Source organism: Streptomyces olivaceoviridis (assembly GCF_014650115.1).
Classification (GTDB): domain Bacteria; phylum Actinomycetota; class Actinomycetes; order Streptomycetales; family Streptomycetaceae; genus Streptomyces; species Streptomyces olivaceoviridis.
Genome location: NZ_BMUI01000009.1, coordinates 139,518 through 163,604, shown reverse-complemented (window position 1 = coordinate 163,604; position 24,087 = coordinate 139,518). Strand labels below are relative to the sequence as shown.

At 67.4% G+C, this 24,087-nt stretch carries 20 protein-coding genes; all 20 read right to left on the bottom strand.

Features of this window, described 5'->3' with window-relative positions:
• Window positions 1-4: 4 nt before the first annotated feature.
• The 20 genes from rpsC to rplJ all read right to left on the bottom strand — a co-directional run bounded on the left by rpsC (window position 5) and on the right by rplJ (window position 23,776).
• Window positions 5-826: a 30S ribosomal protein S3 gene (gene rpsC / locus IE273_RS19455; protein WP_003998826.1), complete on the bottom strand. Its 822-nt coding sequence runs from the start codon at window positions 824-826 to the stop codon at window positions 5-7.
• Window positions 826-1,173: a 50S ribosomal protein L22 gene (gene rplV, locus IE273_RS19450; protein ID WP_006130776.1), complete on the bottom strand. Its 348-nt coding sequence runs from the start codon at window positions 1,171-1,173 to the stop codon at window positions 826-828. Before rplV ends, rpsC begins: the two co-directional genes overlap by 1 nt.
• 43 nt (window positions 1,174-1,216) lie before the next feature.
• Window positions 1,217-1,498 carry a 30S ribosomal protein S19 gene (rpsS, locus tag IE273_RS19445; protein WP_041665437.1) on the bottom strand — a complete coding sequence of 94 codons (282 nt, stop codon included), beginning with the start codon at window positions 1,496-1,498 and terminating at the stop codon, window positions 1,217-1,219.
• 12 nt (window positions 1,499-1,510) lie between these two features.
• Entirely contained in the window at window positions 1,511-2,347 is an 837-nt protein-coding gene (gene rplB, locus IE273_RS19440) for a 50S ribosomal protein L2 (protein WP_041665436.1), read from the bottom strand.
• A 38-nt stretch (window positions 2,348-2,385) separates the two neighbouring features.
• The gene (gene rplW / locus IE273_RS19435) at window positions 2,386-2,805 is read right to left on the bottom strand and encodes a 50S ribosomal protein L23 (protein WP_189298177.1); all 420 of its coding nucleotides are present in this window, start codon (window positions 2,803-2,805) and stop codon (window positions 2,386-2,388) included.
• A complete protein-coding gene (gene rplD / locus IE273_RS19430) occupies window positions 2,805-3,458 on the bottom strand; it encodes a 50S ribosomal protein L4 (protein ID WP_189816458.1) in 654 nt (217 codons plus the stop codon). The genes rplW and rplD overlap by 1 nt, the downstream gene beginning before the upstream one ends.
• 8 nt (window positions 3,459-3,466) lie before the next feature.
• Window positions 3,467-4,111: a 50S ribosomal protein L3 gene (gene rplC, locus IE273_RS19425; protein WP_014674369.1), complete on the bottom strand. Its 645-nt coding sequence runs from the start codon at window positions 4,109-4,111 to the stop codon at window positions 3,467-3,469.
• A 16-nt stretch (window positions 4,112-4,127) separates the two neighbouring features.
• Complete coding sequence (gene rpsJ / locus IE273_RS19420) at window positions 4,128-4,436, bottom strand: 30S ribosomal protein S10 (protein WP_003948644.1); 309 nt, start codon at window positions 4,434-4,436, stop codon at window positions 4,128-4,130.
• Window positions 4,437-4,932: 496 nt separating this feature from the next.
• Complete coding sequence (locus IE273_RS19415) at window positions 4,933-7,989, bottom strand: glycosyl hydrolase 115 family protein (RefSeq protein ID WP_189816457.1); 3,057 nt, start codon at window positions 7,987-7,989, stop codon at window positions 4,933-4,935.
• 110 nt (window positions 7,990-8,099) lie between these two features.
• The gene (locus tag IE273_RS19410; protein WP_229887290.1) at window positions 8,100-8,852 is read right to left on the bottom strand and encodes a hypothetical protein; all 753 of its coding nucleotides are present in this window, start codon (window positions 8,850-8,852) and stop codon (window positions 8,100-8,102) included.
• Window positions 8,853-9,009: 157 nt separating this feature from the next.
• Window positions 9,010-10,203: an elongation factor Tu gene (gene tuf, locus IE273_RS19405; protein ID WP_014674366.1), complete on the bottom strand. Its 1,194-nt coding sequence runs from the start codon at window positions 10,201-10,203 to the stop codon at window positions 9,010-9,012.
• Window positions 10,204-10,359: 156 nt separating this feature from the next.
• On the bottom strand, window positions 10,360-12,486 hold the full coding sequence (gene fusA, locus IE273_RS19400; RefSeq protein WP_189816456.1) for an elongation factor G: 2,127 nt from the start codon (window positions 12,484-12,486) through the stop codon (window positions 10,360-10,362).
• A gap of 39 nt (window positions 12,487-12,525) precedes the next feature.
• A complete protein-coding gene (rpsG, locus tag IE273_RS19395) occupies window positions 12,526-12,996 on the bottom strand; it encodes a 30S ribosomal protein S7 (RefSeq protein ID WP_014674364.1) in 471 nt (156 codons plus the stop codon).
• Between the two features lie 2 nt (window positions 12,997-12,998).
• The gene (gene rpsL, locus IE273_RS19390; protein ID WP_003948652.1) at window positions 12,999-13,370 is read right to left on the bottom strand and encodes a 30S ribosomal protein S12; all 372 of its coding nucleotides are present in this window, start codon (window positions 13,368-13,370) and stop codon (window positions 12,999-13,001) included.
• A 271-nt stretch (window positions 13,371-13,641) separates the two neighbouring features.
• A complete protein-coding gene (locus tag IE273_RS19385) occupies window positions 13,642-14,064 on the bottom strand; it encodes a hypothetical protein (RefSeq protein ID WP_189816455.1) in 423 nt (140 codons plus the stop codon).
• 264 nt (window positions 14,065-14,328) lie between these two features.
• Window positions 14,329-14,589 (bottom strand): hypothetical protein, encoded by a 261-nt coding sequence (locus tag IE273_RS19380; protein ID WP_189816454.1) that lies wholly within the window; start codon window positions 14,587-14,589, stop codon window positions 14,329-14,331.
• Window positions 14,590-14,709: 120 nt separating this feature from the next.
• Window positions 14,710-18,609, bottom strand: coding sequence for a DNA-directed RNA polymerase subunit beta' (locus IE273_RS19375; protein WP_189816453.1), 3,900 nt, complete (start codon window positions 18,607-18,609; stop codon window positions 14,710-14,712).
• 99 nt (window positions 18,610-18,708) lie between these two features.
• A complete protein-coding gene (rpoB, locus tag IE273_RS19370) occupies window positions 18,709-22,194 on the bottom strand; it encodes a DNA-directed RNA polymerase subunit beta (protein ID WP_189816452.1) in 3,486 nt (1,161 codons plus the stop codon).
• A gap of 550 nt (window positions 22,195-22,744) precedes the next feature.
• The gene (gene rplL / locus IE273_RS19365; RefSeq protein ID WP_014674355.1) at window positions 22,745-23,134 is read right to left on the bottom strand and encodes a 50S ribosomal protein L7/L12; all 390 of its coding nucleotides are present in this window, start codon (window positions 23,132-23,134) and stop codon (window positions 22,745-22,747) included.
• Between the two features lie 111 nt (window positions 23,135-23,245).
• Window positions 23,246-23,776, bottom strand: a complete 531-nt coding sequence (rplJ, locus tag IE273_RS19360; protein WP_014674354.1) for a 50S ribosomal protein L10 — start codon at window positions 23,774-23,776, stop codon at window positions 23,246-23,248.
• Between the last annotated feature and the right edge of the window lie 311 nt (window positions 23,777-24,087).

Below are 24,087 nucleotides of genomic sequence, written 5' to 3'. Positions count from 1 at the left end.
ACGGTCAGGCCTCCGTTCCGGTGCTCTCAGCCGGAGCGGACGCGGGAGCCTCGGCCTTGGGGGCCTCGGCGCCGGCAGCCTGCTGCGGCTTGCGACCGCGCCGCTCGCCACCACGGCCACCACGGGCCGGGCGGTCTGCACCACCACGGGCCGGGCGGTTACCCGCACGGGCCGCAGCGTTCTCGGCGCGGACCTCGGCGATGTTCTTCACGTCGCCCTTGTAGATCCAGACCTTCACGCCGATGCGGCCGAAGGTCGTCTTGGCCTCGAAGAAGCCGTAGTCCACGTTCGCGCGGAGCGTGTGCAGGGGCACACGGCCCTCGCGGTAGAACTCCGAGCGGGACATCTCGGCGCCGCCGAGGCGGCCACCGCACTGGATCTTGATGCCCTTGGCGCCGGCCTTCATGGCGGACTGCATGCTCTTGCGCATGGCCCGACGGAAGGAGACGCGGGAGGAGAGCTGCTCGGCGACGGCCTGGGCCACGAGCTGAGCGTCCGTCTCGGGGTTCTTGACCTCGAGGATGTTCAGCTGGACCTGCTTGCCCGTGAGCTTCTCGAGGTCACCGCGGATGCGGTCGGCCTCGGCGCCACGGCGGCCGATGACGATGCCCGGACGAGCGGTGTGGATGTCCACACGCACGCGGTCACGGGTGCGCTCGATCTCGACCTTGGAGATGCCGGCGCGCTCCATGCCGGACGTCATCATCCGACGGATGGCGACGTCTTCCTTGACGTAGTCCTTGTACAGCTTGTCGGCGTACCAACGCGACTTGAAGTCGGTCGTGACACCGAGCCGGAACCCGTGCGGGTTTACCTTCTGGCCCATTACCGGGTTCCTTCCTTGCTGCTGACGACCACGGTGATGTGGCTGGTCCGCTTGCGGATCCGGTAGGCACGGCCCTGGGCACGCGGACGGAACCGCTTCAGGGTCGGGCCCTCGTCGACGTAGGCCTCGGAGATGAAGAGGCTGTCGACATCGGTGTGGTCGTAGTTGTGCGCGGCGTTGGCGATGGCGCTGTCGAGCACCTTGCCCACCGGCACCGAGGCGGCCTGCGGAGCGAATCGCAGGACGGCCTGGGCCTCCGTGGCGTCCATGCCACGGATGAGGTCCACCACGCGGCGGGCCTTCATGGGCGTGACGCGGATGTACCGCGCCTGGGCCCTGGCTTCCATGGTTGTCCCTTCAGTTACTTACGTGTCTGAATGCGATCCGCTACTAGCGGCGCTTCGACTTCCGGTCTTCCTTGACGTGGCCCCGGAAGGTGCGGGTCGGCGAGAACTCGCCGAGCTTGTGGCCGACCATCGACTCGGTGACGAACACCGGGATGTGGGTCTTGCCGTTGTGCACCGCGATCGTGTGGCCGAGCATGGCCGGGACGATCATCGAGCGACGGGACCAGGTCTTGATGACGTTCTTGGTGCCGGCTTCGTTCTGCGAGTCCACCTTCTTGATCAGGTGGTCGTCGACGAAGGGCCCCTTCTTCAAGCTACGAGGCATCTCAACCCGTCCTTAGCGCTTCTTGTTCGTCTTGCGGCGGCGGACGATGTACTTGTTCGACGCCTTCTTGGGCGAACGAGTACGGCCTTCCTTCTTGCCCCACGGGGACACAGGGTGGCGACCACCGGAGGTCCGGCCCTCACCACCACCGTGCGGGTGGTCAACCGGGTTCATCACGACACCACGGACGGTCGGGCGAACGCCCAGCCACCGCTTACGGCCGGCCTTGCCCCAGTTGATGTTGCTCTGCTCGGCGTTGCCGACCTCGCCGACGGTGGCGCGGCAGCGCGCGTCCACCATGCGGATCTCACCGGACGGCATACGGAGGGTCGCCATGGCGCCCTCACGGGCGAGCAGCTGCACCGAGGCACCCGCGGAGCGGGCGAACTTGGCGCCACCACCGGGACGGAGCTCGATCGCGTGGATCGTGGTACCGACCGGGATGTTGCGGAGGGCCAGGTTGTTGCCCGGCTTGATGTCGGCCCCGGGACCGTTCTCCACGGTGTCGCCCTGCTGCAGGTTGCGCGGGGCGAGGATGTAGCGCTTCTCGCCGTCGGCGTAGTGCAGCAGCGCGATGCGCGCGGTGCGGTTGGGGTCGTACTCGATGTGCGCGACCTTCGCCGGCACGCCGTCCTTGTCGTGACGACGGAAGTCGATCACACGGTAGGCGCGCTTGTGTCCGCCACCCTGGTGGCGAACGGTCACACGACCGGCGTTGTTACGGCCGCCCTTGCTGTGCAGGGGACGGACCAGCGACTTCTCCGGCGTGGACCGCGTGACCTCGACGAAGTCGGCGACGCTGGCGCCACGACGGCCCGGCGTAGTCGGCTTGTACTTGCGGATTCCCATTTCTCAGTCCTCGTCCGATATCGGACGATCCGACCCGCTTACGCGGTCGGACCGCCGAAGATGTCGATACGGTCGCCCTCGGCGAGGGTCACGATCGCGCGCTTGGTGGCCGCGCGCTGGCCGAAGCCGGTGCGGGTCCGCTTGCGCTTGCCCTGGCGGTTGATCGTGTTGACCCCGGTGACCTTGACGTCGAAGACCGCCTGGACGGCCTGCTTGATCTGGGTCTTGTTGGCGTTCGGGTCGACGATGAACGTGTACTTGTTCTCGTCGAGGAGCGCGTAGCTCTTCTCGGAGACGACCGGCTTCAGCAGGACGTCACGGGGGTCCGTGTACGACTTGCTGAGCGGGGTCTCGACGGTGTTCTTGCCCTCGGCGGCGTGACGACGCGCCTTGGCGACGCGCGCGGCCTTGGCGGCCTTGGCGGCCTTCGAGGCGATAGCGGGGTGACGGATGGCCATCAGACCTCGCTCCCTTCGGTGTCGTTGGCCTTCGGGCCGGCGACGAAGGACTCGAAAGCGGCCTGGGTGAAGACCACGTCGTCCGAGACGAGAACGTCGTACGTGTTCAGCTGGCCCGGCTCCAGGATGTGGACCTGGGGCAGGTTGCGGGCGGACAGCCACGCGGCCTCGTCGGCGCGGTCGACGATCAGGAGCAGGTTCTTGCGCTCCGAGATCTTGCCGAACAGCGACTTGGCGGCCTTGGTGCTGGGGTTCCCGCCCTCGACCACGCCGGAGACGACGTGGATGCGGTTGTGACGCGCCCGGTCGGTGAGGGCACCGCGCAGGGCGGCGGCCTTCATCTTCTTCGGGGTGCGCTGCGAGTAGTCGCGCGGCACGGGACCGTGCACGACGCCACCACCGGCGAACTGCGGCGCGCGGGTCGAACCCTGGCGGGCGCGACCGGTGCCCTTCTGGCGGTACGGCTTCTTGCCGCCACCACGGACTTCACCGCGGGTCTTGGTCTTGTGCGTGCCCTGACGGGCAGCGGCCAGCTGCGCGACGACGACCTGGTGGATCAGCGGAACGCTGACCTTGGCGTCGAAGATCTCCGCGGGGAGCTCGACGGAACCGGCCTTCTCGCCCGCCGGCGAAAGGATGTCAACAGTGCTCATCGGTTACCTCAGGCCCCCTTGGCCGCGGTGCGGACCAGGACGAGGCCGCCGTTCGGACCGGGAACCGCGCCCTTGATGAGCAGCAGACCCTTCTCCGCGTCAACGGCGTGGACGGTCAGGTTCTGGGTGGTGACCCGCTCGTTGCCCATGCGACCCGCCATGCGGAGGCCCTTGAACACACGGCCCGGGGTGGCACAGCCACCGATGGAACCGGGGGAGCGGTGCTTGCGCTGGGTGCCGTGTCCGGCGCCGAGGCCACGGAAGTTGTGGCGCTTCATGACACCGGCGAAGCCCTTGCCCTTGCTCTTGCCGGTGACGTCGACCTTGACGCCGGCCTCGAACACCTCGGCGGTGATCTCCTGGCCGAGGGTGTACTCGCTGGCGTCAGCGGTACGGATCTCGACGAGGTGGCGGCGCGGGGTGACGTCGGCCTTGGCGAAGTGGCCCTTGAGGGGCTTGTTCACCTTGCGCGGGTCGATCTCGCCGAAGGCGATCTGGACCGACTCGTAGCCGTCGACGTCGTTCGTACGGACCTGGGTGACGACGTTGGGGCCGGCCTTGACGACGGTGACCGGAACAACACGGTTGTTCTCGTCCCACACCTGCGTCATGCCGAGCTTCTCGCCCAGGATGCCCTTGATCTGCTTAGCCATTCTCAGCCCACCAGCCTCAGAGCTTGATCTCGATGTCGACACCGGCCGGGAGGTCGAGTCGCATCAGAGAGTCAACGGTCTTGGGGGTCGGGTCGAGGATGTCGATCAGGCGCTTGTGCGTGCGCATCTCGAAGTGCTCGCGCGAGTCCTTGTACTTGTGCGGCGACTTGATGACGCAGTACACGTTCTTCTCAGTGGGCAGCGGCACCGGGCCCGCGACCGACGCACCGGTACGGGTCACCGTCTCGACGATCTTCTTCGCCGAGGAGTCGATGACCTCGTGGTCGTAGGCCTTGAGCCGGATGCGGATCTTCTGTCCCGCCATGGCTACTCAGTAGTCCTGTCTCTTCTCACGCTCTGGAACCCGGTGGTTCCTGCTTCCTCGTTCTCCGACCCACGCGGTCGGGCGTGTCGCGTTCCCGCTGACACAGATGTCCCTTGTTCGAACATCCCTGCGGGATTGACACGGCCCTTCCGGAACCGCGGACCGGGGACCTCGGGCCCACCGGGCGCCTGGCCGGTGCCGCGCCCACGCTTCCCGGAAGATTCCCGTACGTCCGTCCCAGTGCTGCCCGAGGGCAGTTAGGACGACGAGTACTGTGGGACTCGCTTCCGGTCCTCCCGGCGGGAGGCGCGCAGCATCAACACTCGACCGAGCAACTCGGACAGTCTGCCATATGGGGCAGCGCCTCCGCCAATCGAGCCGAAGAGATTACCCCGAAGGTGACGTAGGTCAAACCGGGGTCGCGGGCACGGCCGGTCCAGCCGGTCTGCGCGGCGCGGGCTGTCCCCGCACCGCGCCCGAAAGGCCGCCCGGCGCTCTACGCGTGCTCGTGCCCCGCCCGCAGGCTCTCCAGCGGCCCCAGGTACAGCTCCGGCAGCCCGCCCGTGTCGATCAGCAGGCGCTGCACCACCACCGTCGGGTCCACCATCCAGACCTTCAGCCGGTGGACGCCCGGCTCCGTCACGGTGTGCCCGGTCGCCGTCGCGTTGACGTTGTCCGAGGTGTGCCGGGCCCAGACCGTGTTCAGCGCGCCGTCGTCCGCGCCCGCCGTGATGTCCACGGTCCGGATCGGGCCGTCGTCCAGCGAGACGCCGTAGCGCAGGCCGGAGATGCCGGGGACGGCCGGGTTCCGGGGGGACAGATGGGCCCAGACCGTCACCTCACCGGGGGCGGACAGCAGCGTCACCTCGTACTCCAGGCGCGGTGAGTCGTCGCCGGGGGTGCGGCTCGGGGACGTCACCGGCCACGGGGTCATGCCCGCGCCGGTCCGTCCGATGCCGTCGATACGGCGCCACGGCCCGACCGCCCGGTCGTAGTGCCCGGCGTCGATCGCCACGTAGCCGCCGGCCTCCACGAAGCCCCGCGGCTCCACACCCGACGGGCGCTCCGCCACACACCGCACCGGCACCGCCGTCCCCGCACCGCGCACCGTCAGGGTCGCCTCCGCGCGGTCGGCGGGCAGACGTGACCAGTCCACCCGTACCTCCAGGCGGACCTGCTGGTCCACCCGGCCGCGCGGGCGGTCCACCCGCAGCCAGGGCGCCGAGACCGAGACCTCGTACGGGAAGGGCGTACGGCCCCGGTTGAAGATCTCCACGTACTGCTGGGGGCGGGTCTGGTACAGGCTGAACGGCGGCAGGGTCGCGACCGAGGAAGAACCCCCCGGCCACCACTCCCCCGCGTCCTGCGCGCCGTCCACCGACACGCCCAGCTCCGCCGCCCCGGGCACGTCGATGCGCCGTACCGCCGGGAAGAGGACGTCGGGCAGGGCGACGTTGTCCTTCTCCGGCTGCTGCCAGCCCGCGTTGGGGCCGTAGCGGTCGACGTCCCCGTAGTCGATGTGGGGCTGGGTCTGGAAGCCCTGCCATTTGCCGTCGGCGACACGGGAGTTGAAGCGGTCGGCGAGGGCGAGGTCCTGGCCGAGGGCGGCTTCCGCCTGTGCCGCGCGGTCGTTCGTCGCGGCCCGGCCCTGCGCGGCGTACAGCAGGTTCGTGAACTCCGCTTCCCGCAGCGCGTACAGGTTCGCGGTCGCCGTGACCGCGTAGCCGGCCAGTTCGAACCACGCGTCCCGCAGCCGCTCCGGCAGTCTGCGCTCGACGCTTTCCGCGCGGCGGCCCAGCACGCGCCACTCCTCGGTGACCCGTTCCAGTTCCCGGTGCGCGAAGTAGTACGGGCTCTGCCGGTCGTCGTACACGACCTGGTCGCCGGAGAGGGTGATCCGGCGGTTCAGCAGCTCCGGCTTGCGGCGGGCCTGGAGCCGGCCGTATGCCGCCAGCAGCGACGCGATCTCCTTCGCCTGCGCCTCGCCGAAGTTCTGGCGGGCGTAGCGCTCCTCCCACGCGCCGAGGCGCTCCAGCGGCCAGGCGTCGGGATTCCAGGCGTAGTCGAGGAAGAACTCCGTCGGCAGTTCGTTGCCCTTCAGGTCACCGACGTTGACCACCCACAGGCCGTGGTTGCCGTAGGCGTGGGCCTGGTGGAGCTGGTCCCAGACGTTCCTGAGGTTCGCGGTGTCGACCCACTTGTAGTTGCGGCCGGCGCCGACGTAGTCGAAGTGGTAGTAGAGGCCGTAGCCGCCGGCGCGGGGGCCGTCCGGATGCTTGCGGATGTTGCCCCAGTTGTCGTCCGTGAGGACCACGGTGACGTCGTCCGGGGCGCGCAGGCCCCGGTCCCAGTAGCGCTGGACCTCCTTGTAGAGGGTCCACACCTGGGGGGTCTCGGCCGCCGGCCTGCCGGTCACCTCCTCGATGATGCGGCGCTGGTCGGCGATGATCTGCTGCATCAGTTCGATGCCGTCGCCGTCGGGCAGGCCGGTGTCGCCGTTGCCGCGCATGCCGAGGGTGACGACGCCCTCGAAGCCCTGGTCGACCATGCGCTGGATGCCGGCGCGCCAGTACGCGCGGATCGCCTCCGGGTTGCGTCGGTACGACCACTCGCCCGTGCCCCCGTAGGGGTCGGTCCCGGAGCCGGCGTGCCGGTTCCACTCCTCGATGCCCCGCATCATCGGCGCCTCGTGGGACGTACCCATGACGATGCCGTACTCGGCCGCGCGCCGGTGGTTGTCCGGGTCGTCCTCCGCGAACGCCCGGCCCCACACCGCCGGCCACAGGTAGTTGCCCTTCAGGCGCAGCAGGACCTCGAAGACCTTCGCGTAGAAGTCGGCGGTGAAGCCGCCGGGGTAGCCCGGTGCCTTCCCCTGGCCGAAGTAGGCCGGTGCCCAGGTGCCGAGCGCCGGGTTCTCGTCGTTGACGAAGACGCCCCGGTACTTCACCACCGGCGTCCCCTGGGTGAAGCGGCCGGCCTTCACCCAGACCGCGTCGCGCCGGGCCGGCGGTACGTCGTCCCACCAGTGCCAGGGCGAGACCCCGATGCCGTACGAGACGTCGTACGTCCCGAAGATCGTGCCCCGCGGGTCGCTGCCCGCGATGACGAACGCCCGCTCCACGCCGGGCATCGGGTGCTCCACGACCGTCTGGAGCGAGGTCTCCCACTTGCCCCGCACGCCCGTGACGTCGAGTTTCCCGGACCGGATCAGGCCGTCGACGAGCGGGCTGCGGCCGATCGTGCCGAGCAGGACCGGGTAGCGGCCGATCGTCGTGCCGGGGCGGACGCCGGTCACCCGCGCCAGGTCGTCCCGGAGGTCCCCGGCCACCCGCACGACCCCGGGGTGGTCGTCCTCGCTCACCACCACGGGCGCGCCGACCAGGGAGAACACCCCGCCCGTGAACGAGATGTACGACCCCGGGTCCGTCACCCGCAGCCCGTCCCCCGGGGCGGCGGACGCGGTCCCCGAGACCCCCACGGGCATCGCGGCCAGCCCGGCGCCCAGGACCGTCCCGCCGAGCACCGTCCTACGGCTGACGTGCGCAGACGACATACCTCACCCTCCAGCCCCTCCGGCATCTATTTGCTCACCGGCATGACAAATAGGGGGACGACGCGGGGCCGGAGGGAACGGGTCGTACCCGCCGAATAGTTTCGAAGCCGTCAGTACGCCGCGCCCGCGAGCATGAAGCCGTCCTCCGGCACCAGATTGTTGGCGCTGAGCAGATTGCCGCCCAGCGGGAGGCCGATCACCCTGCGCTGCGCTCCGATCCCCGGGTCACGCACCGACACGGTCAGGGTGTAGGCCGGCTGCCCGGTGATGGTGTTCGAGGAGTCGATCGGAGCCTGGAGCCTCTGCATCACGTCCCGCGCGTCCTGCCCGGGGCACAGCGCCTCCAGCGGCAGGGACACCTCGGCGCTGCCCCCGGTGCCGGACTTCGGGGCGGAACCCCAGGTGACGGGCAGGCCGTGCGCTCCGCCGACCAGCCCCCGCGGGCCCTCGATCTCCACGGCGACGCCCTCGCCGCCCAGGGTCCGCGACAGCTCCAGCGATCCCTTGGGCCCCGGCGCGAAGAGCAGGCCGATGGTGAAGCGGCCGGGGGCGCGGGACGGCTTCTCGTAGCCGTAGGAGCCGAGGACGAGCCGCGGGCCGGGCACCGGGGCCGGGGACTCCGCCGCGGGGGGTGCGGACGCGGACGCGGGCAGCGGGAAGTAGTGGTAGCCCTCGGCCCCGCACCGGTCGCCGTCGGAGAAGCCGCCTCCCGGCAGCGCGATCGTGCGGGGCGGGCCCGTCACGGCCGAAGCGCCCCAGGAGAACAGGCCCTGCTGCCACGCCATGGCGATCACCACGGCCGCCACGGCCAGCCAGGGGACGACGGTTTGCAGCCCCGCGTGTACCAAGGTCCTCTTCCTCACCCGGAGAACCGTATGCGGTCCCGGGTGGGACACCCGAAGAGACCCGGCGGCACATACGAAGAGGCCCGTACGACCGGAGTCGTACGGGCCTCTCGCAGGTCGAGACCTTCGGGTCAGGCACTGACCCTCAAGCCATCAAGCCCCAAGCAAGCGGAACTTACTTGACGATCTTGGTGACCTGGCCGGCGCCCACGGTGCGGCCACCCTCACGGATGGCGAACTTCAGGCCCTCTTCCATGGCGACGGGCTGGATGAGCTCCACCTTCATCTCGGTGTTGTCACCCGGCATGACCATCTCGGTGCCCTCGGGGAGGGTCACCACGCCGGTCACGTCCGTCGTACGGAAGTAGAACTGCGGACGGTAGTTGTTGAAGAACGGCGTGTGGCGGCCACCCTCGTCCTTGGACAGGATGTAGGCCTGCGCCTCGAACTCGGTGTGCGGGGTGACCGAGCCCGGCTTGATGATGACCTGGCCGCGCTCGACGTCCTCGCGCTTGATGCCACGGAGGAGCAGACCGACGTTCTCACCGGCCTGGCCCTCGTCGAGCAGCTTGCGGAACATCTCGATGCCGGTGACCGTGGTGGTGGTCTTCTCGGTCTTGATGCCGATGATGTCGACGGTCTCGTTGACCTTGAGGACACCACGCTCGATACGGCCGGTGACGACCGTACCGCGACCGGTGATCGTGAAGACGTCCTCGATCGGCATGAGGAACGGCTTGTCGACGTCGCGCTCCGGCTGCGGGATCGACTCGTCGACGGCCTTCATCAGGTTGAGGACGGAGTCCACCCACTCCTGCTCGCCCTCGAGGGCCTTGAGCGCGGAGACCTTGACGACCGGGACGTCGTCGCCGGGGAACTCGTACTCGGAGAGGAGCTCACGGACCTCGAGCTCAACGAGCTCCAGGATCTCCTCGTCGTCCACCATGTCGGCCTTGTTCAGGGCGACGACGATGTACGGAACGCCGACCTGGCGGGCCAGGAGCACGTGCTCCTTGGTCTGCGGCATCGGGCCGTCGGTGGCGGCGACCACGAGGATGGCGCCGTCCATCTGCGCCGCACCCGTGATCATGTTCTTGATGTAGTCCGCGTGACCCGGGCAGTCGACGTGGGCGTAGTGACGCGCCTCGGTCTGGTACTCGACGTGCGCGATGGAGATGGTGATACCGCGCTGACGCTCCTCAGGAGCCTTGTCGATGTTGTCGAACGGGGTGGCCTCGTTCAGGTCCGGGTACGCGTCGTGCAGCACCTTGGTAATGGCGGCCGTGAGGGTCGTCTTACCGTGGTCGATGTGACCGATGGTGCCGATGTTGACGTGCGGCTTAGTCCGCTCGAACTTCGCCTTCGCCACTGGGGTCCTCCTGTGGAGTGGTTCTGTACGCCTTACTTCATCGGCGCCAGGTGATCTTTGCTGTAAAGGCCCGGAACCCGGGGCAAACGCTCACGATTGCGGACGTTTACCCCTGGAGGCTCCGGAGTCAAGCCTACGGCGTGTGAACGCGGTGCGTTACTCGCCCTTGGCCTTCGCGATGATCTCCTCGGCGACGTTCCGCGGAACCTCGGCGTAGGAGTCGAACTGCATCGAGTAGCTTGCGCGACCCGACGTCTTGCTGCGGAGGTCGCCGACGTAGCCGAACATCTCCGACAGGGGCACGAGGCCCTTCACGACGCGGGCACCAGCCCGCTCCTCCATGGCCTGGATCTGGCCACGGCGGGAGTTGATGTCGCCGATGACCTCACCCATGTAGTCCTCGGGCGTGGTGACCTCGACGGCCATCATCGGCTCAAGGAGCACGGGCGAAGCCTTGCGCGCGGCCTCCTTGAAGGCCTGCGAACCGGCGATCTTGAAGGCGAGCTCGGAGGAGTCGACCTCGTGGTAGGCACCGTCGTGCAGGATCACGCGGACACCGGTCATCTCGTAACCGGCGAGGATGCCGAACTGCATGGCCTCCTGCGCACCGGCGTCGACCGAAGGGATGTACTCCTTCGGGATGCGGCCACCGGTCACCTTGTTCACGAACTCGTACGAGGTGTCGCCACCCTCGATCGGCTCGATGCCGATCTGCACCTTCGCGAACTGACCGGTACCACCGGTCTGCTTCTTGTGCGTGTAGTCGACGCGCTCGACGGCCTTGCGGATCGTCTCGCGGTAGGCCACCTGCGGCTTGCCGACGTTGGCCTCGACCTTGAACTCGCGCTTCATGCGGTCCACGAGGACCTCAAGGTGAAGCTCGCCCATACCGCCGATGACGGTCTGGCCGGTCTCCTCGTTGGTGTGCACCTGGAAGGAGGGGTCCTCCTCCGCGAGACGCTGGATGGCGACACCCAGCTTCTCCTGGTCACCCTTGGACTTGGGCTCGATCGCGACCTCGATGACCGGCGCCGGGAAGTCCATGGACTCCAGGATCACCGGGTTCTTCTCGTCGCTGAGCGTCTCACCGGTGGTGGTCTGCTTCAGGCCCATGACGGCGACGATGTCGCCGGCGCCCACCGAGTCGATCTCCTCACGCTTGTTGGCGTGCATGCGGTAGATCTTGCCGATGCGCTCCTTGCGGCCCTTGACGGAGTTCAGCACGGCGGTGCCGGACTCCAGGCGGCCGGAGTACACGCGGACGAAGGTGAGCTTGCCCAGGTGCGGGTCGCTCATGATCTTGAACGCCAGCGCCGAAAGCGGCTCGTCGTCGGACGGCTTGCGCTTGACGACCTCCTCCGGGTTGTTGACCGCGTGGCCCTCGATGGCCTCGATGTCGACCGGAGACGGCAGGTAGCGCACGACCGCGTCGAGCAGGGGCTGGACGCCCTTGTTCTTGAACGCGGTACCGCAGAACACGGGGGTGACGGTGACGCCGTCGCCCTTGCCGGAGGCGATGGTGATCCGACGGATCGCGGCGTACAGCTGCTCCACGGAGGGCTCCTCGCCCTCCAGGTACAGCTCCATGATCTCTTCGTCGTTCTCGGCCACGGCCTCGATCAGCTTGCCGCGGTACTCCTCGGCAGCCTCGGTGTGGGTGTCCGGGATGTCGACGATGTCGTACATCTCGCCCTTGGTGGCCTCGGCGGACCACACGAAGGCCTTCATCGTCACCAGGTCGACGACGCCCTTGAAGTCCGCCTCGGCACCGATCGGCAGCTGCATGACCAGCGGCTGCGCGCCCAGACGGTCGGAGATCATGTCGACACAGCGGTGGAACTCGGCACCGGTGCGGTCGAGCTTGTTGACGAAGCAGATACGCGGAACGCCGTAGCGGTCCGCCTGACGCCACACCGTCTCGGACTGGGGCTCCACGCCGGCGACGCCGTCGAACACCGTGACAGCACCGTCGAGCACGCGCAGGGAGCGCTCCACCTCGACGGTGAAGTCGACGTGACCCGGGGTGTCGATGATGTTGATGGTGTGGTCGACGTCTTCCAGCGACCAGTGACAGGTGGTGGCAGCAGAGGTGATCGTGATGCCACGCTCCTGCTCCTGCTCCATCCAGTCCATGGTGGCAGCGCCGTCGTGGACCTCACCGATCTTGTAAGACACACCGGTGTAGAACAGGATCCGCTCGGTGGTGGTCGTCTTGCCCGCGTCGATGTGAGCCATGATGCCGATGTTGCGCACCTTGGCCAGGTCAAGTGAAGTGGTAGCCATAAGGCTTCAGTCTTCTCTCGGTCTCGATGTGGGTAGCGACTACCAGCGGTAGTGCGCGAAGGCCTTGTTGGACTCGGCCATCTTGTGGGTGTCCTCGCGCTTCTTCACGGCCGCACCGAGGCCGTTGGAGGCGTCGAGAAGCTCGTTGAGGAGGCGCTCGGTCATGGTCTTCTCGCGACGGGCGCGGGAGTAACCGACCAGCCAGCGCAGCGCCAGGGTGTTGGCACGGCCGGGCTTGACCTCGACCGGCACCTGGTAGGTGGCGCCACCGACACGGCGGGACTTGACCTCAAGGGTCGGCTTGATGTTCTCAAGAGCGCGCTTGAGCGTGATGACCGGGTCGTTGCCGGTCTTCTCGCGCAGGCCCTCCATGGCGCCGTAGACGATGCGCTCGGCGGTGGAGCGCTTGCCGTTGAGCAGCACCTTGTTGATCAGGGAGGTCACCAGAGGAGAGCTGTAGACCGGGTCGATGATGACCGGGCGCTTCGGGGCGGGGCCCTTACGAGGCATTCTTACTTCTCCTTCTTGGCGCCGTAACGGCTGCGAGCCTGCTTGCGGTTCTTGACACCCTGGGTGTCGAGCGAGCCGCGGATGATCTTGTAGCGAACACCCGGCAGGTCCTTCACACGGCCGCCGCGCACGAGCACGATGGAGTGCTCCTGCAGGTTGTGTCCCTCACCCGGAATGTAAGCGGTGACCTCGATGCCGCTGGTCAGACGCACACGCGCGACCTTGCGGAGGGCCGAGTTCGGCTTCTTCGGGGTGGTCGTGAACACACGCGTGCAGACGCCACGACGCTGAGGGGAACCCTCAAGTGCGGGCGTCTTGTTCTTCTCGACCTTGTCCTGCCGGCCCTTGCGGACCAGCTGCTGGATCGTAGGCACTACTTCTCCGGTTTCTGTGTGCCGATGGGTACAGCTAACCTGGAACGTCGCCGACCCACGCGGTCGGGTGTGTCGAATCCGCCAGACTCCCGCCGCAAGGCGAAAAGGGCGCGAATTACGGTGGCCGGTCACGGCTCGCCATGCGGTTTGCAGGCACGCACAGGAGCCAGGGCACACCCCAGGCACAAGGTCTGAGCGTACCTACCTCATTCGCTGCGGTCAAAACAAATGGGGCGGGCAGCGATACGCCAGCTCTTGACAGGGCCGGCATTCAACCGGCTGGGTGCGCCAGGTAGTCACGGATCAGCTTGACGTCTTCTTGATCCTTCTGCCTCCCCAGCCGCTCCTTCCAGGTCAGGACCTCACCCAGCGGCGAGAAGGGAATCCCCTCGACCAGTTCCGCGCTCTCGATCATCCGATCGGGATCGGGGGACCCCGGCAGCCAGCGGTCGAAGACCTCTATGTCTCCGTCGAAGAGCGACACCAGGCGGCCGAAGCCGGAAGGCGGCACCTCCGGATCCCCGAGCCGCAGGACGGCCTTCCAGGCATCGCCCCTGGCGACGACATCCAGATCGTGTACGACGCTCCGCAGGCCGTGCGCGAGGAGCGGGCCGCTGCCTGCCACCACGTAATCGGCGGTCGGCAGCTTGAGCGAGCACAACTCACGGATCAGAGGATGCCCGGCCAGCTCCAAAGCATCTCCCCGGCTCCTAGAGGACTGGCAGCCCGACCGCCGAGCGTGCGGCCATGCTCATCGCCAACGCTGCCATGACACTGGCCAGGGTACCGATCAGAAAGTATTCGGACGCGTGCTTGCCGTGTTCGGCACTCGGGACCCGGGCCAGCGACTTCGCCGCGAGGACCAGGGCGGCCGAAGCCCCTCCCCCAACGCCTCTGTCTCGCGCCGGACCGGCTCTGCAGCGGTCTGCGCAGCGCGGGGACGAACACGGCCGTACGGTCACTTCCACCACCGCATGTCCGGGAATCCCGAGCGCCAAGGGCCCCCAGAGCGCTGCCAGAGCATCACCCCCAGAGCCGCCAGGACGGCCGCGGAGAGCGCGATCCAGGGCCGCAGGCGATCCATGCAGGGGAAGACGGTGTAAGCGCTCCAGACAAACACCACGACGGCCGGCGGGCCGGGTCCCGAGCGCTGCCGGCCCAGGCCCAGGGGCACGGCCAGAGCGGCCTTCAGGCCGGAGAGGACACGGGCCGTCTCCACCGGATGTTCCCCCAACACCCTTGCCGCACCGGATACTCGACCGGCGCGGACCATAGCGCCCGAACACGCCGAAGGGCGGCCACCCCGTAAGGTGACCGCCCTTCAGTTCAAGCTGCTCGCTTACTGGTTGTACGGACCGTAGTCGTAGTCCTCCAGCGGCACGGCCTGGCCGGAGCCCGTGCCGAACGGCGAGTAGTCGATGTCGTCGTAGCCGACGGCCGAGTACATCGCGGCCTTGGCCTCCTCGGTCGGCTCGACCCGGATGTTGCGGTAGCGGGACAGACCCGTACCGGCCGGGATGAGCTTACCGATGATGACGTTCTCCTTGAGGCCGATGAGCGAGTCCGACTTGGCGTTGATCGCCGCGTCGGTGAGGACTCGCGTCGTCTCCTGGAAGGACGCCGCCGACAGCCAGGACTCGGTCGCCAGCGAGGCCTTGGTGATACCCATCAGCTGCGGACGACCGGAGGCCGGGTGACCGCCCTCCTGGACCACACGACGGTTCTCCTGCTCGAAGCGGGAGCGCTCGACCAGCTCGCCGGGCAGCAGCTCGGCGTCGCCGGACTCGATGATCGTCACACGGCGGAGCATCTGCCGGATGATGATCTCGATGTGCTTGTCGTGGATCGACACACCCTGCGAGTTGTACACCTTCTGGACCTCGCCGACCAGGTGGACCTGGACGGCACGCTGACCCAGGATGCGCAGCACGTCGTGCGGGTTGGTGGCACCCACGGTGAGCTGCTGGCCCACCTCGACGTGGTCGCCCTCGCGGACCAGGACCTTGGCGCGCTTCGAGATCGGGTACGCCGTCTCGTCGCTGCCGTCGTCCGGGGTGACGACGATCTTCTTGGTCTTCTCGGTCTCCTCGATCCGGACGCGGCCGGAGGCCTCGGAGATCGGGGCGACACCCTTCGGGGTACGGGCCTCGAAGAGCTCGACGACACGCGGCAGACCCTGGGTGATGTCGTCACCGGCCACACCACCGGTGTGGAAGGTACGCATCGTCAGCTGGGTACCGGGCTCACCGATGGACTGGGCGGCGATGATGCCGACCGCCTCACCGATGTCGACCAGCTTGCCGGTGGCCAGCGAGCGGCCGTAGCACATCGCGCAGGTACCGACGGCGGACTCGCAGGTCAGGACCGAGCGGGTCTTGACCTCCTCGACGCCACGGCCGACGAGCTCCTCGATGAGGACGTCGCCCAGGTCGGTGCCGGCCGGGGCCAGCACCTGGCCGTCGACCACGATGTCCTCGGCGAGGCAGCGCGCGTACACGGACGTCTCGACGTCGTCCGCCTTGCGCAGCACGCCGTCGGCGCCACGGTCGGCGATCCGCAGCCGCAGGCCACGGTCGGTGCCGCAGTCCTCCTCGCGGATGATGACGTCCTGGGAGACGTCGACCAGACGACGGGTGAGGTAACCCGAGTCGGCGGTACGCAGAGCGGTGTCCGCCAGACCCTTACGGGCACCGTGCGTGGAGATGAAGTACTCCAGCACGGACAGACCCTCACGGAACGAGGCCTTGATGGGCCGCGGGATCGTCTCGTTCTTCGCGTTCGACACCAGACCACGCATACCGGCGATCTGCCGCATCTGCATCATGTTTCCTCGGGCACCCGAGTCAACCATCATGAAGATGGGGTTCGTCTTGGGGAAGTTCTCGTTCATCGCCTCGGCGACCTCGTTGGTCGCCTTGGTCCAGATCGCGATGAGTTCCTGAGTGCGCTCTTCCTTGGTGATGAGACCGCGCTCGTACTGCTTCTGGACCTTCTCGTCCTGCGCCTCGTAGCCGCGGACGATCTCCTTCTTCGCCTCGGGAACGACGACGTCGGAGATGGCCACGGTGACACCGGAACGGGTCGCCCAGTAGAAGCCGGCCGCCTTCAGGTTGTCGAGCGTCGCCGCCACGATGACCTTCGGGTAGCGCTCGGCGAGGTCGTTGACGATCTCGGAGAGCTGCTTCTTGCCCACCGAGTAGTCCACGAACGGGTAGTCCTCGGGCAGCAGCTCGTTGAAGAGCGCACGGCCCAGGGTGGTGCGCAGGCGGAAGGAGTCACCCTGCTGCCACTCGGGCTCGCCCTCCTCGCGGGCCGGCGGGGTCCAGCCGCGCGGCGGGATGGTGCCCACCGGGAAGCGGATGTCCACGGCCGACTGAAGCGCGAGCTCGCCGGCGTCGAACGCCATGATCGCCTCGGCCGTGGAGCCGAACGCGCGGCCCTCGCCCTTGGTGTCACGCAGCTCGCCGTCGGTGGTGAGGAAGAACAGACCGAGGACCATGTCCTGGGTCGGCATCGTCACCGGACGGCCGTCGGCCGGCTTGAGGATGTTGTTCGAGGACAGCATCAGGATGCGGGCCTCGGCCTGCGCCTCCGCGGACAGCGGCAGGTGCACGGCCATCTGGTCACCGTCGAAGTCCGCGTTGAACGCGGTGCAGACGAGCGGGTGGATCTGGATGGCCTTGCCCTCGACCAGCTGCGGCTCGAAGGCCTGGATGCCGAGGCGGTGCAGGGTGGGCGCACGGTTCAGCAGCACCGGGTGCTCGGCGATGACCTCTTCGAGGACGTCGTACACGACGGTGCGACCGCGCTCCACCATGCGCTTGGCGCTCTTGATGTTCTGCGCGTGGTTCAGGTCGACCAGGCGCTTCATCACGAACGGCTTGAAGAGCTCCAGCGCCATGGCCTTGGGCAGACCGCACTGGTGCAGCTTCAGCTGCGGGCCGACGACGATGACGGAACGCGCCGAGTAGTCGACTCGCTTGCCGAGCAGGTTCTGACGGAAGCGACCCTGCTTGCCCTTCAGCATGTCGGACAGCGACTTCAGCGGACGGTTGCCGGGGCCCGTGACCGGGCGACCACGACGGCCGTTGTCGAAGAGCGCGTCGACGGCCTCCTGGAGCATGCGCTTCTCGTTGTTCACGATGATCTCGGGGGCACCGAGGTCGAGAAGGCGCTTCAGGCGGTTGTTGCGGTTGATGACACGGCGGTACAGGTCGTTCAGGTCGGAGGTCGCGAAGCGGCCACCGTCCAGCTGCACCATCGGACGCAGGTCCGGCGGGATGACCGGGACGCAGTCCAGGACCATGCCCTTGGGGCTGTTGGAGGTCTGGAGGAACGCGGAGACGACCTTCAGCCGCTTCAGGGCACGGGTCTTCTTCTGGCCCTTACCGGTGCGGATGATCTCGCGGAGACGCTCGGCCTCTTCGTCCAGGTCGAAGGACTCCAGGCGCTTCTGAAGCGCCGCGGCGCCCATCGAGCCGTCGAAGTAGGTGCCGAAGCGGTCGCGCAGCTCGCGGTAGAGCAGCTCGTCGCCCTCCAGGTCCTGGACCTTGAGGTTCTTGAACCGGTTCCACACCTCGTCGAGGCGGTCGATCTCGCGCTGCGCGCGGTCGCGCAGCTGCTTCATCTCACGCTCGGCACCCTCGCGCACCTTGCGGCGCACGTCGGCCTTGGCGCCCTCGGCCTCCAGCTCGGCCAGGTCGGACTCAAGCTTCTTGGCGCGGGCCTCCAGGTCGGCGTCCCGGCGGTTCTCGATCTGCTGACGCTCGACCGAGACGTGCGCCTCCAGGGAGGGCAGGTCGCGGGTACGACGCTCCTCGTCGACGTACGTGATCATGTACGCGGCGAAGTAGATGACCTTCTCAAGGTCCTTCGGCGCCAGGTCCAGCAGGTAGCCGAGGCGCGAGGGGACACCCTTGAAGTACCAGATGTGCGTGACGGGGGCGGCCAGCTCGATGTGGCCCATCCGCTCACGGCGCACCTTGGCACGCGTGACCTCGACGCCACAGCGCTCGCAGATGATGCCCTTGAAGCGGACGCGCTTGTACTTGCCGCAGTAGCACTCCCAGTCCCGGGTCGGACCGAAGATCTTCTCGCAGAAGAGTCCGTCCTTCTCGGGCTTGAGGGTGCGGTAGTTGATGGTCTCGGGCTTCTTGACCTCGCCGTGGCTCCACTGACGGATGTCGTCAGCGGTGGCCAGGCCGATCCGGAGCTCGTCGAAGAAGTTGACGTCGAGCACTATGCGTCAATCCCTCTCAGGGTCGTTAAGTCTGTGGTCTGAAACGGGGGCCTGGGGGTCGGCGGGGCCCTTGTGGGTCAGGGCCCCGCCGGACTCCCGTCAGACCTCTTCGACGCTGCTCGGCTCGCGCCGGGACAGGTCGATACCGAGCTCCTCCGCAGCGCGGAAGACGTCCTCGTCGGTGTCGCGCATCTCGATGGACATACCGTCGCTGGACAGCACCTCCACGTTCAGGCAGAGCGACTGCATCTCCTTGATGAGCACCTTGAAGGACTCGGGGATGCCGGGCTCGGGGATGTTCTCGCCCTTGACGATGGCCTCGTAGACCTTCACGCGGCCGGTGACGTCGTCGGACTTGATGGTCAGCAGCTCCTGGAGGGCGTACGCGGCGCCGTAGGCCTCAAGGGCCCACACCTCCATCTCACCGAACCGCTGGCCACCGAACTGGGCCTTACCACCCAGCGGCTGCTGGGTGATCATCGAGTACGGACCGGTCGAACGGGCGTGCAGCTTGTCGTCGACCAGGTGGTGCAGCTTCAGGATGTACATGTAGCCGACCGAGATCGGGTCCGGGAACGGCTCACCGCTACGGCCGTCGAACAGCCGCGCCTTACCGGTCGGGAGCACCATGCGCTCGCCGTCCCGGTTCGGGATGGTGTGCTGGAGCAGACCCGCCAGCTCGTCCTCACGGGCACCGTCGAAGACCGGGGTCGCGACGTTGGTGCCGGGGGCGACCTGGTCGGCGCCGATGACCTGGAGGCGCTGGGCCCACTCCTCCGCGAGGCCGGAGACGTCCCAGCCGCGGCTGGCGAGCCAGCCGAGGTGGATCTCCAGGACCTGTCCCGGGTTCATTCGGGACGGCACACCCAGCGGGTTGAGGATGATGTCGACCGGGGTGCCGTCCTCCAGGAACGGCATGTCCTCGATCGGCAGGATCTTGGAGATGACACCCTTGTTGCCGTGACGGCCGGCGAGCTTGTCACCGTCGGTGATCTTGCGCTTCTGCGCGACGTAGACGCGGACCAGCTGGTTCACGCCCGGCGGCAGCTCGTCGCCCTCCTCGCGGTCGAAGACGCGCACACCGATGACCTTGCCGGTCTCGCCGTGCGGCACCTTCAGCGAGGTGTCACGGACCTCACGGGCCTTCTCACCGAAGATCGCGCGCAGCAGGCGCTCCTCCGGCGTCAGTTCGGTCTCACCCTTCGGGGTGACCTTGCCGACGAGGATGTCACCGGCGATGACCTCGGCACCGATGCGGATGATGCCGCGCTCGTCCAGGTCGGCGAGGACCTCCTCGGAGACGTTCGGGATGTCCCGGGTGATCTCCTCGGGGCCGAGCTTGGTGTCACGGGCGTCGACCTCGTGCTCCTCGATGTGGATCGAGGAGAGGACGTCGTCCTGCACGAGGCGCTGCGACAGGATGATCGCGTCCTCGTAGTTGTGACCCTCCCACGGCATGAACGCCACGAGCAGGTTCTTGCCGAGGGCCATCTCGCCGTTCTGGGTGGCCGGGCCGTCGGCGAGGACCTGGCCCTCGACGACACGGTCGCCCTCGTTGACGATGACCTTCTGGTTGACCGAGGTGCCCTGGTTGGAGCGGGCGAACTTGGCCAGGCGGTACGTGATGTACGTGCCGTCGTCGTTGGCGGTGGTGATGTAGTCCGCGGAGACCTCCTGGACCACACCGGCCTTCTCGGCCTTGACGACGTCGCCGGCGTCGACGGCGGAGCGGTACTCCATGCCGGTACCGACGAGCGGGGCCTCCGACTTAATCAGCGGAACGGCCTGGCGCATCATGTTCGCGCCCATGAGGGCACGGTTGGCGTCGTCGTGCTCAAGGAAGGGGATCATGGCGGTCGCGACCGACACCATCTGGCGCGGCGAGACGTCCATGTAGTCCACGTCCTCGGGGCCGACGTAGTCGACCTCGCCGCCACGACGGCGGACGAGCACGCGGCTCTCCTCGAACCGGAGGTCGTTCGTCAGCGGCGCGTTGGCCTGCGCGATGACGAAGCGGTCCTCCTCGTCGGCGGTCAGGTAGTCGACCTCGTCGGTGACCTGGCCGTCGATGACCTTGCGGTACGGGGTCTCGACGAAGCCGAACGCGTTGACCCGGCCGTAGGAGGCGAGCGAGCCGATCAGACCGATGTTCGGGCCTTCCGGCGTCTCGATCGGGCACATACGGCCGTAGTGCGACGGGTGCACGTCACGGACCTCGAAGCCGGCCCGCTCACGGGAGAGACCACCCGGGCCAAGAGCCGACAGACGGCGCTTGTGGGTGAGACCCGACAGCGGGTTGTTCTGGTCCATGAACTGGGACAGCTGGCTGGTGCCGAAGAACTCCTTGATGGAGGCGACGACCGGCCGGATGTTGATCAGAGTCTGCGGCGTGATCGCCTCGACGTCCTGGGTGGTCATGCGCTCGCGGACGACTCGCTCCATACGCGCCAGACCCGTGCGGACCTGGTTCTGGATGAGCTCGCCGACGCTGCGCAGACGACGGTTGCCGAAGTGGTCGATGTCATCGGTCTCGACGACGATCGTGTCGCCGTTGTCACCGGTGGTCTCGGTCTCGCCGGCGTGCAGCTGCACCAGGTACTTGATCGTCGAGATGATGTCCTCGACGGTCAGGATGCCCGCGTCCAGCGGAGCGTCGGCGCCCAGCTTCTTGTTGACCTTGTAGCGGCCGACCTTCGCGAGGTCGTAGCGCTTGGGGTTGAAGTAGAGGTTCTCCAGCAGCGTCTGCGCGGCCTCGCGCGTGGGGGGCTCGCCCGGACGCAGCTTGCGGTAGATGTCGAGCAGCGCGTCGTCCTGGCCCTGGGTGTGGTCCTTCTCCAGGGTGGCGCGCATCGACTCGTAGTCGCCGAACTCCTCAAGGATCTGCTCGGTCGTCCAGCCGAGCGCCTTCAGCAGCACGGTGACCGACTGCTTGCGCTTGCGGTCGATACGGACACCGACCATGTCGCGCTTGTCGATCTCCATCTCCAACCAGGCACCCCGGGACGGGATGATCTTGGCGGAGAAGATGTCCTTGTCGGACGTCTTGTCGATGCTGGAGTCGAAGTAGACACCGGGGGAACGGACCAGCTGGGACACCACGACACGCTCGGTGCCGTTGATGACGAAAGTGCCCTTGTTCGTCATGAGCGGGAAGTCGCCCATGAAGACGGTCTGGGACTTGATCTCGCCGGTCTCGTTGTTGGTGAACTCGGCGGTGACGAAGAGCGGGGCGGCGTACGTGAAGTCGCGCTCCTTGCACTCGTCGATCGAGTTCTTGGGCGGCTCGAAGCGGTGGTCCCGGAACGTCAGCGACATCGACCCGGAGAAGTCCTCGATCGGGGAGATCTCCTCGAAGATCTCCTCCAGACCGGACTTGGTGGGGACGTCCTGACCGTTCTCAAGAGCCTCCTCGACCCGAGTCTGCCAAGCGGTGTTGCCGAGCAGCCAGTCAAAGCTCTCGGTCTGCAGCGCGAGCAGGTTCGGAACCTCGAGGGGCTCCTTGATCTTTGCAAAGGAGATGCGCAGCGGGGCGGTGCTGGCGCCGTTGTTCGTATTCGCGGTCGAGGCGTTGCGCGAGGCGGCCAAGAGGGGGTCCTTCCGAGGGCTCGGACTCACTACGCGCGTACCGGTCCCTCTCCGGTACACAGGGACGGAAACCCCAGGTCAGGGGGGCTTCGGTCGACTGTGCTCAAGTGAGGGCAGACCCCTGGTGACGGGCAGGGGACAGCTAACAGGCAGCGCAAAGGGTCAGTGTAGCCACTTGGCACACTGATGTCCAGTGCGGGTTTTCGAAGACCCTCGTTGTCCTCAACGCCCTTGTCAACGCCCTCGGCATGCCTGCCCTCAACGCACGTTGATACTGCCCTCTTCGTCGCCGATCCATGCCTCGGATTCGGATCCTTGTGACGACGCGTCCTGAGAATTGCGCGCTGCGTGCGGTTCGTCAAGGGTTCCTTGCCCGAACCGGAGCAACGGGAGACACAACGAAGATCACCTTACCCCTCACGAACAGAGGTGCAAGGCAGCCCAGGCCGGACCCCGGGGAACGCCGAAGGGCGACCACCCGGATGGATGATCGCCCTTCGGTGCGTTCGCGTTACAGCCCTAGGGGGCCGTTTCGACGGTCGCGAAGGTCTTACTTGACCTCGACGGACGCGCCGGCGCCCTTGAGGGCCTCGGCGGCCTTGTCGGCCTGCTCCTTGTTGACCTTCTCGAGGACCGGCTTCGGGGTGCCGTCGACGAGGTCCTTGGCCTCCTTCAGACCCAGGGAGGTCAGCTCACGCACGACCTTGATGACCTGGATCTTCTTGTCGCCGGCGCCGGTGAGGATGACGTCGAACTCGTCCTTCTCCTCCTCGGCAGCGGCCTCGGCGCCACCGGCGGCACCGCCGGCAACGACGACCGGGGCAGCGGCGGCAGCGGTGACGTCGAACTTGTCCTCGAAGGCCTTCACGAACTCGGAGAGCTCGATGAGGGTCATCTCCTCGAACTGGGCAAGCAGCTCGTCCTGGGTGAGCTTCGCCATGATGGCGGTCCTTCCACTCAAATCGGCAGGTGCCGGATGTACTGGATAAGGCGGGCGTACGTCGGCCCGCTGCGACCCGCGCCGTTGGTGCGGGTCAGAAAGCGAGCCGAATTACTCGGCACCGCCCTGCTCGGCCTGCTTGGCGCGCAGCGCGTCCACGGTGCGGACGAGCTTCGACGGCAGCGCCTGGAAGACGGAGGCAGCCTGGGACTGCTTCGCCTTGAAGGCACCGGCCAGCTTGCTGAGCAGAACCTCGCGGGACTCAAGGTCCGCAAGCTTCTTGATCTCGTCGGCGGAGAGGGCCTTGCCCTCAAGGACACCGCCCTTGATGACGAGATTGGGGTTGTCCTTGGCGAAGTCACGCAGACCCTTCGCCGACTCCACCGGGTCACCGGTGACGAAGGCGACGGCCGTCGGGCCAGCGAAGAGCTGGTCCTCCAGCGTGATCCCGGCCTCCTTGGCCGCAATCTTGGTCAGCGTGTTCTTCACCACGGCGTACTGGGCGTTCTCACCGAGCGACCGGCGCAGCGTCTTGAGCTGCGCCACGGTGAGACCGCGGTACTCGGTCAGCACGGCGGCGTTGGAGCTGCGGAACTTGTCCGTCAGCTCCGCAACCGCGGCAGCCTTGTCGGGCCTCGCCATAGAGCCTCGGCCTCCTTCCGGGTGATTCGGACCGCGCGGACCCGAAGGAGGACTGGGGAAAACGAAACGCCCCGGCGCAGGCGCACGGGGCGGACTCGACCGGCCGCACACGCGCTCGTCGTGCGCGCTCCGGGAGTTCTTCCACTGTCACCTGCGCGGGTCGCCCACTTTTCAGCGGATCCTTCGGCCACCGCACCCTCCTTCGAGCGCGCGGCAACGACCAGCGGTCTTTGGCTTCTCGAAGAGAGTACGGGACGGAGGCTCCATCGAGCAAATCGGCCGTTTACGGCCGCTCCGGCCGGGGCACGGCA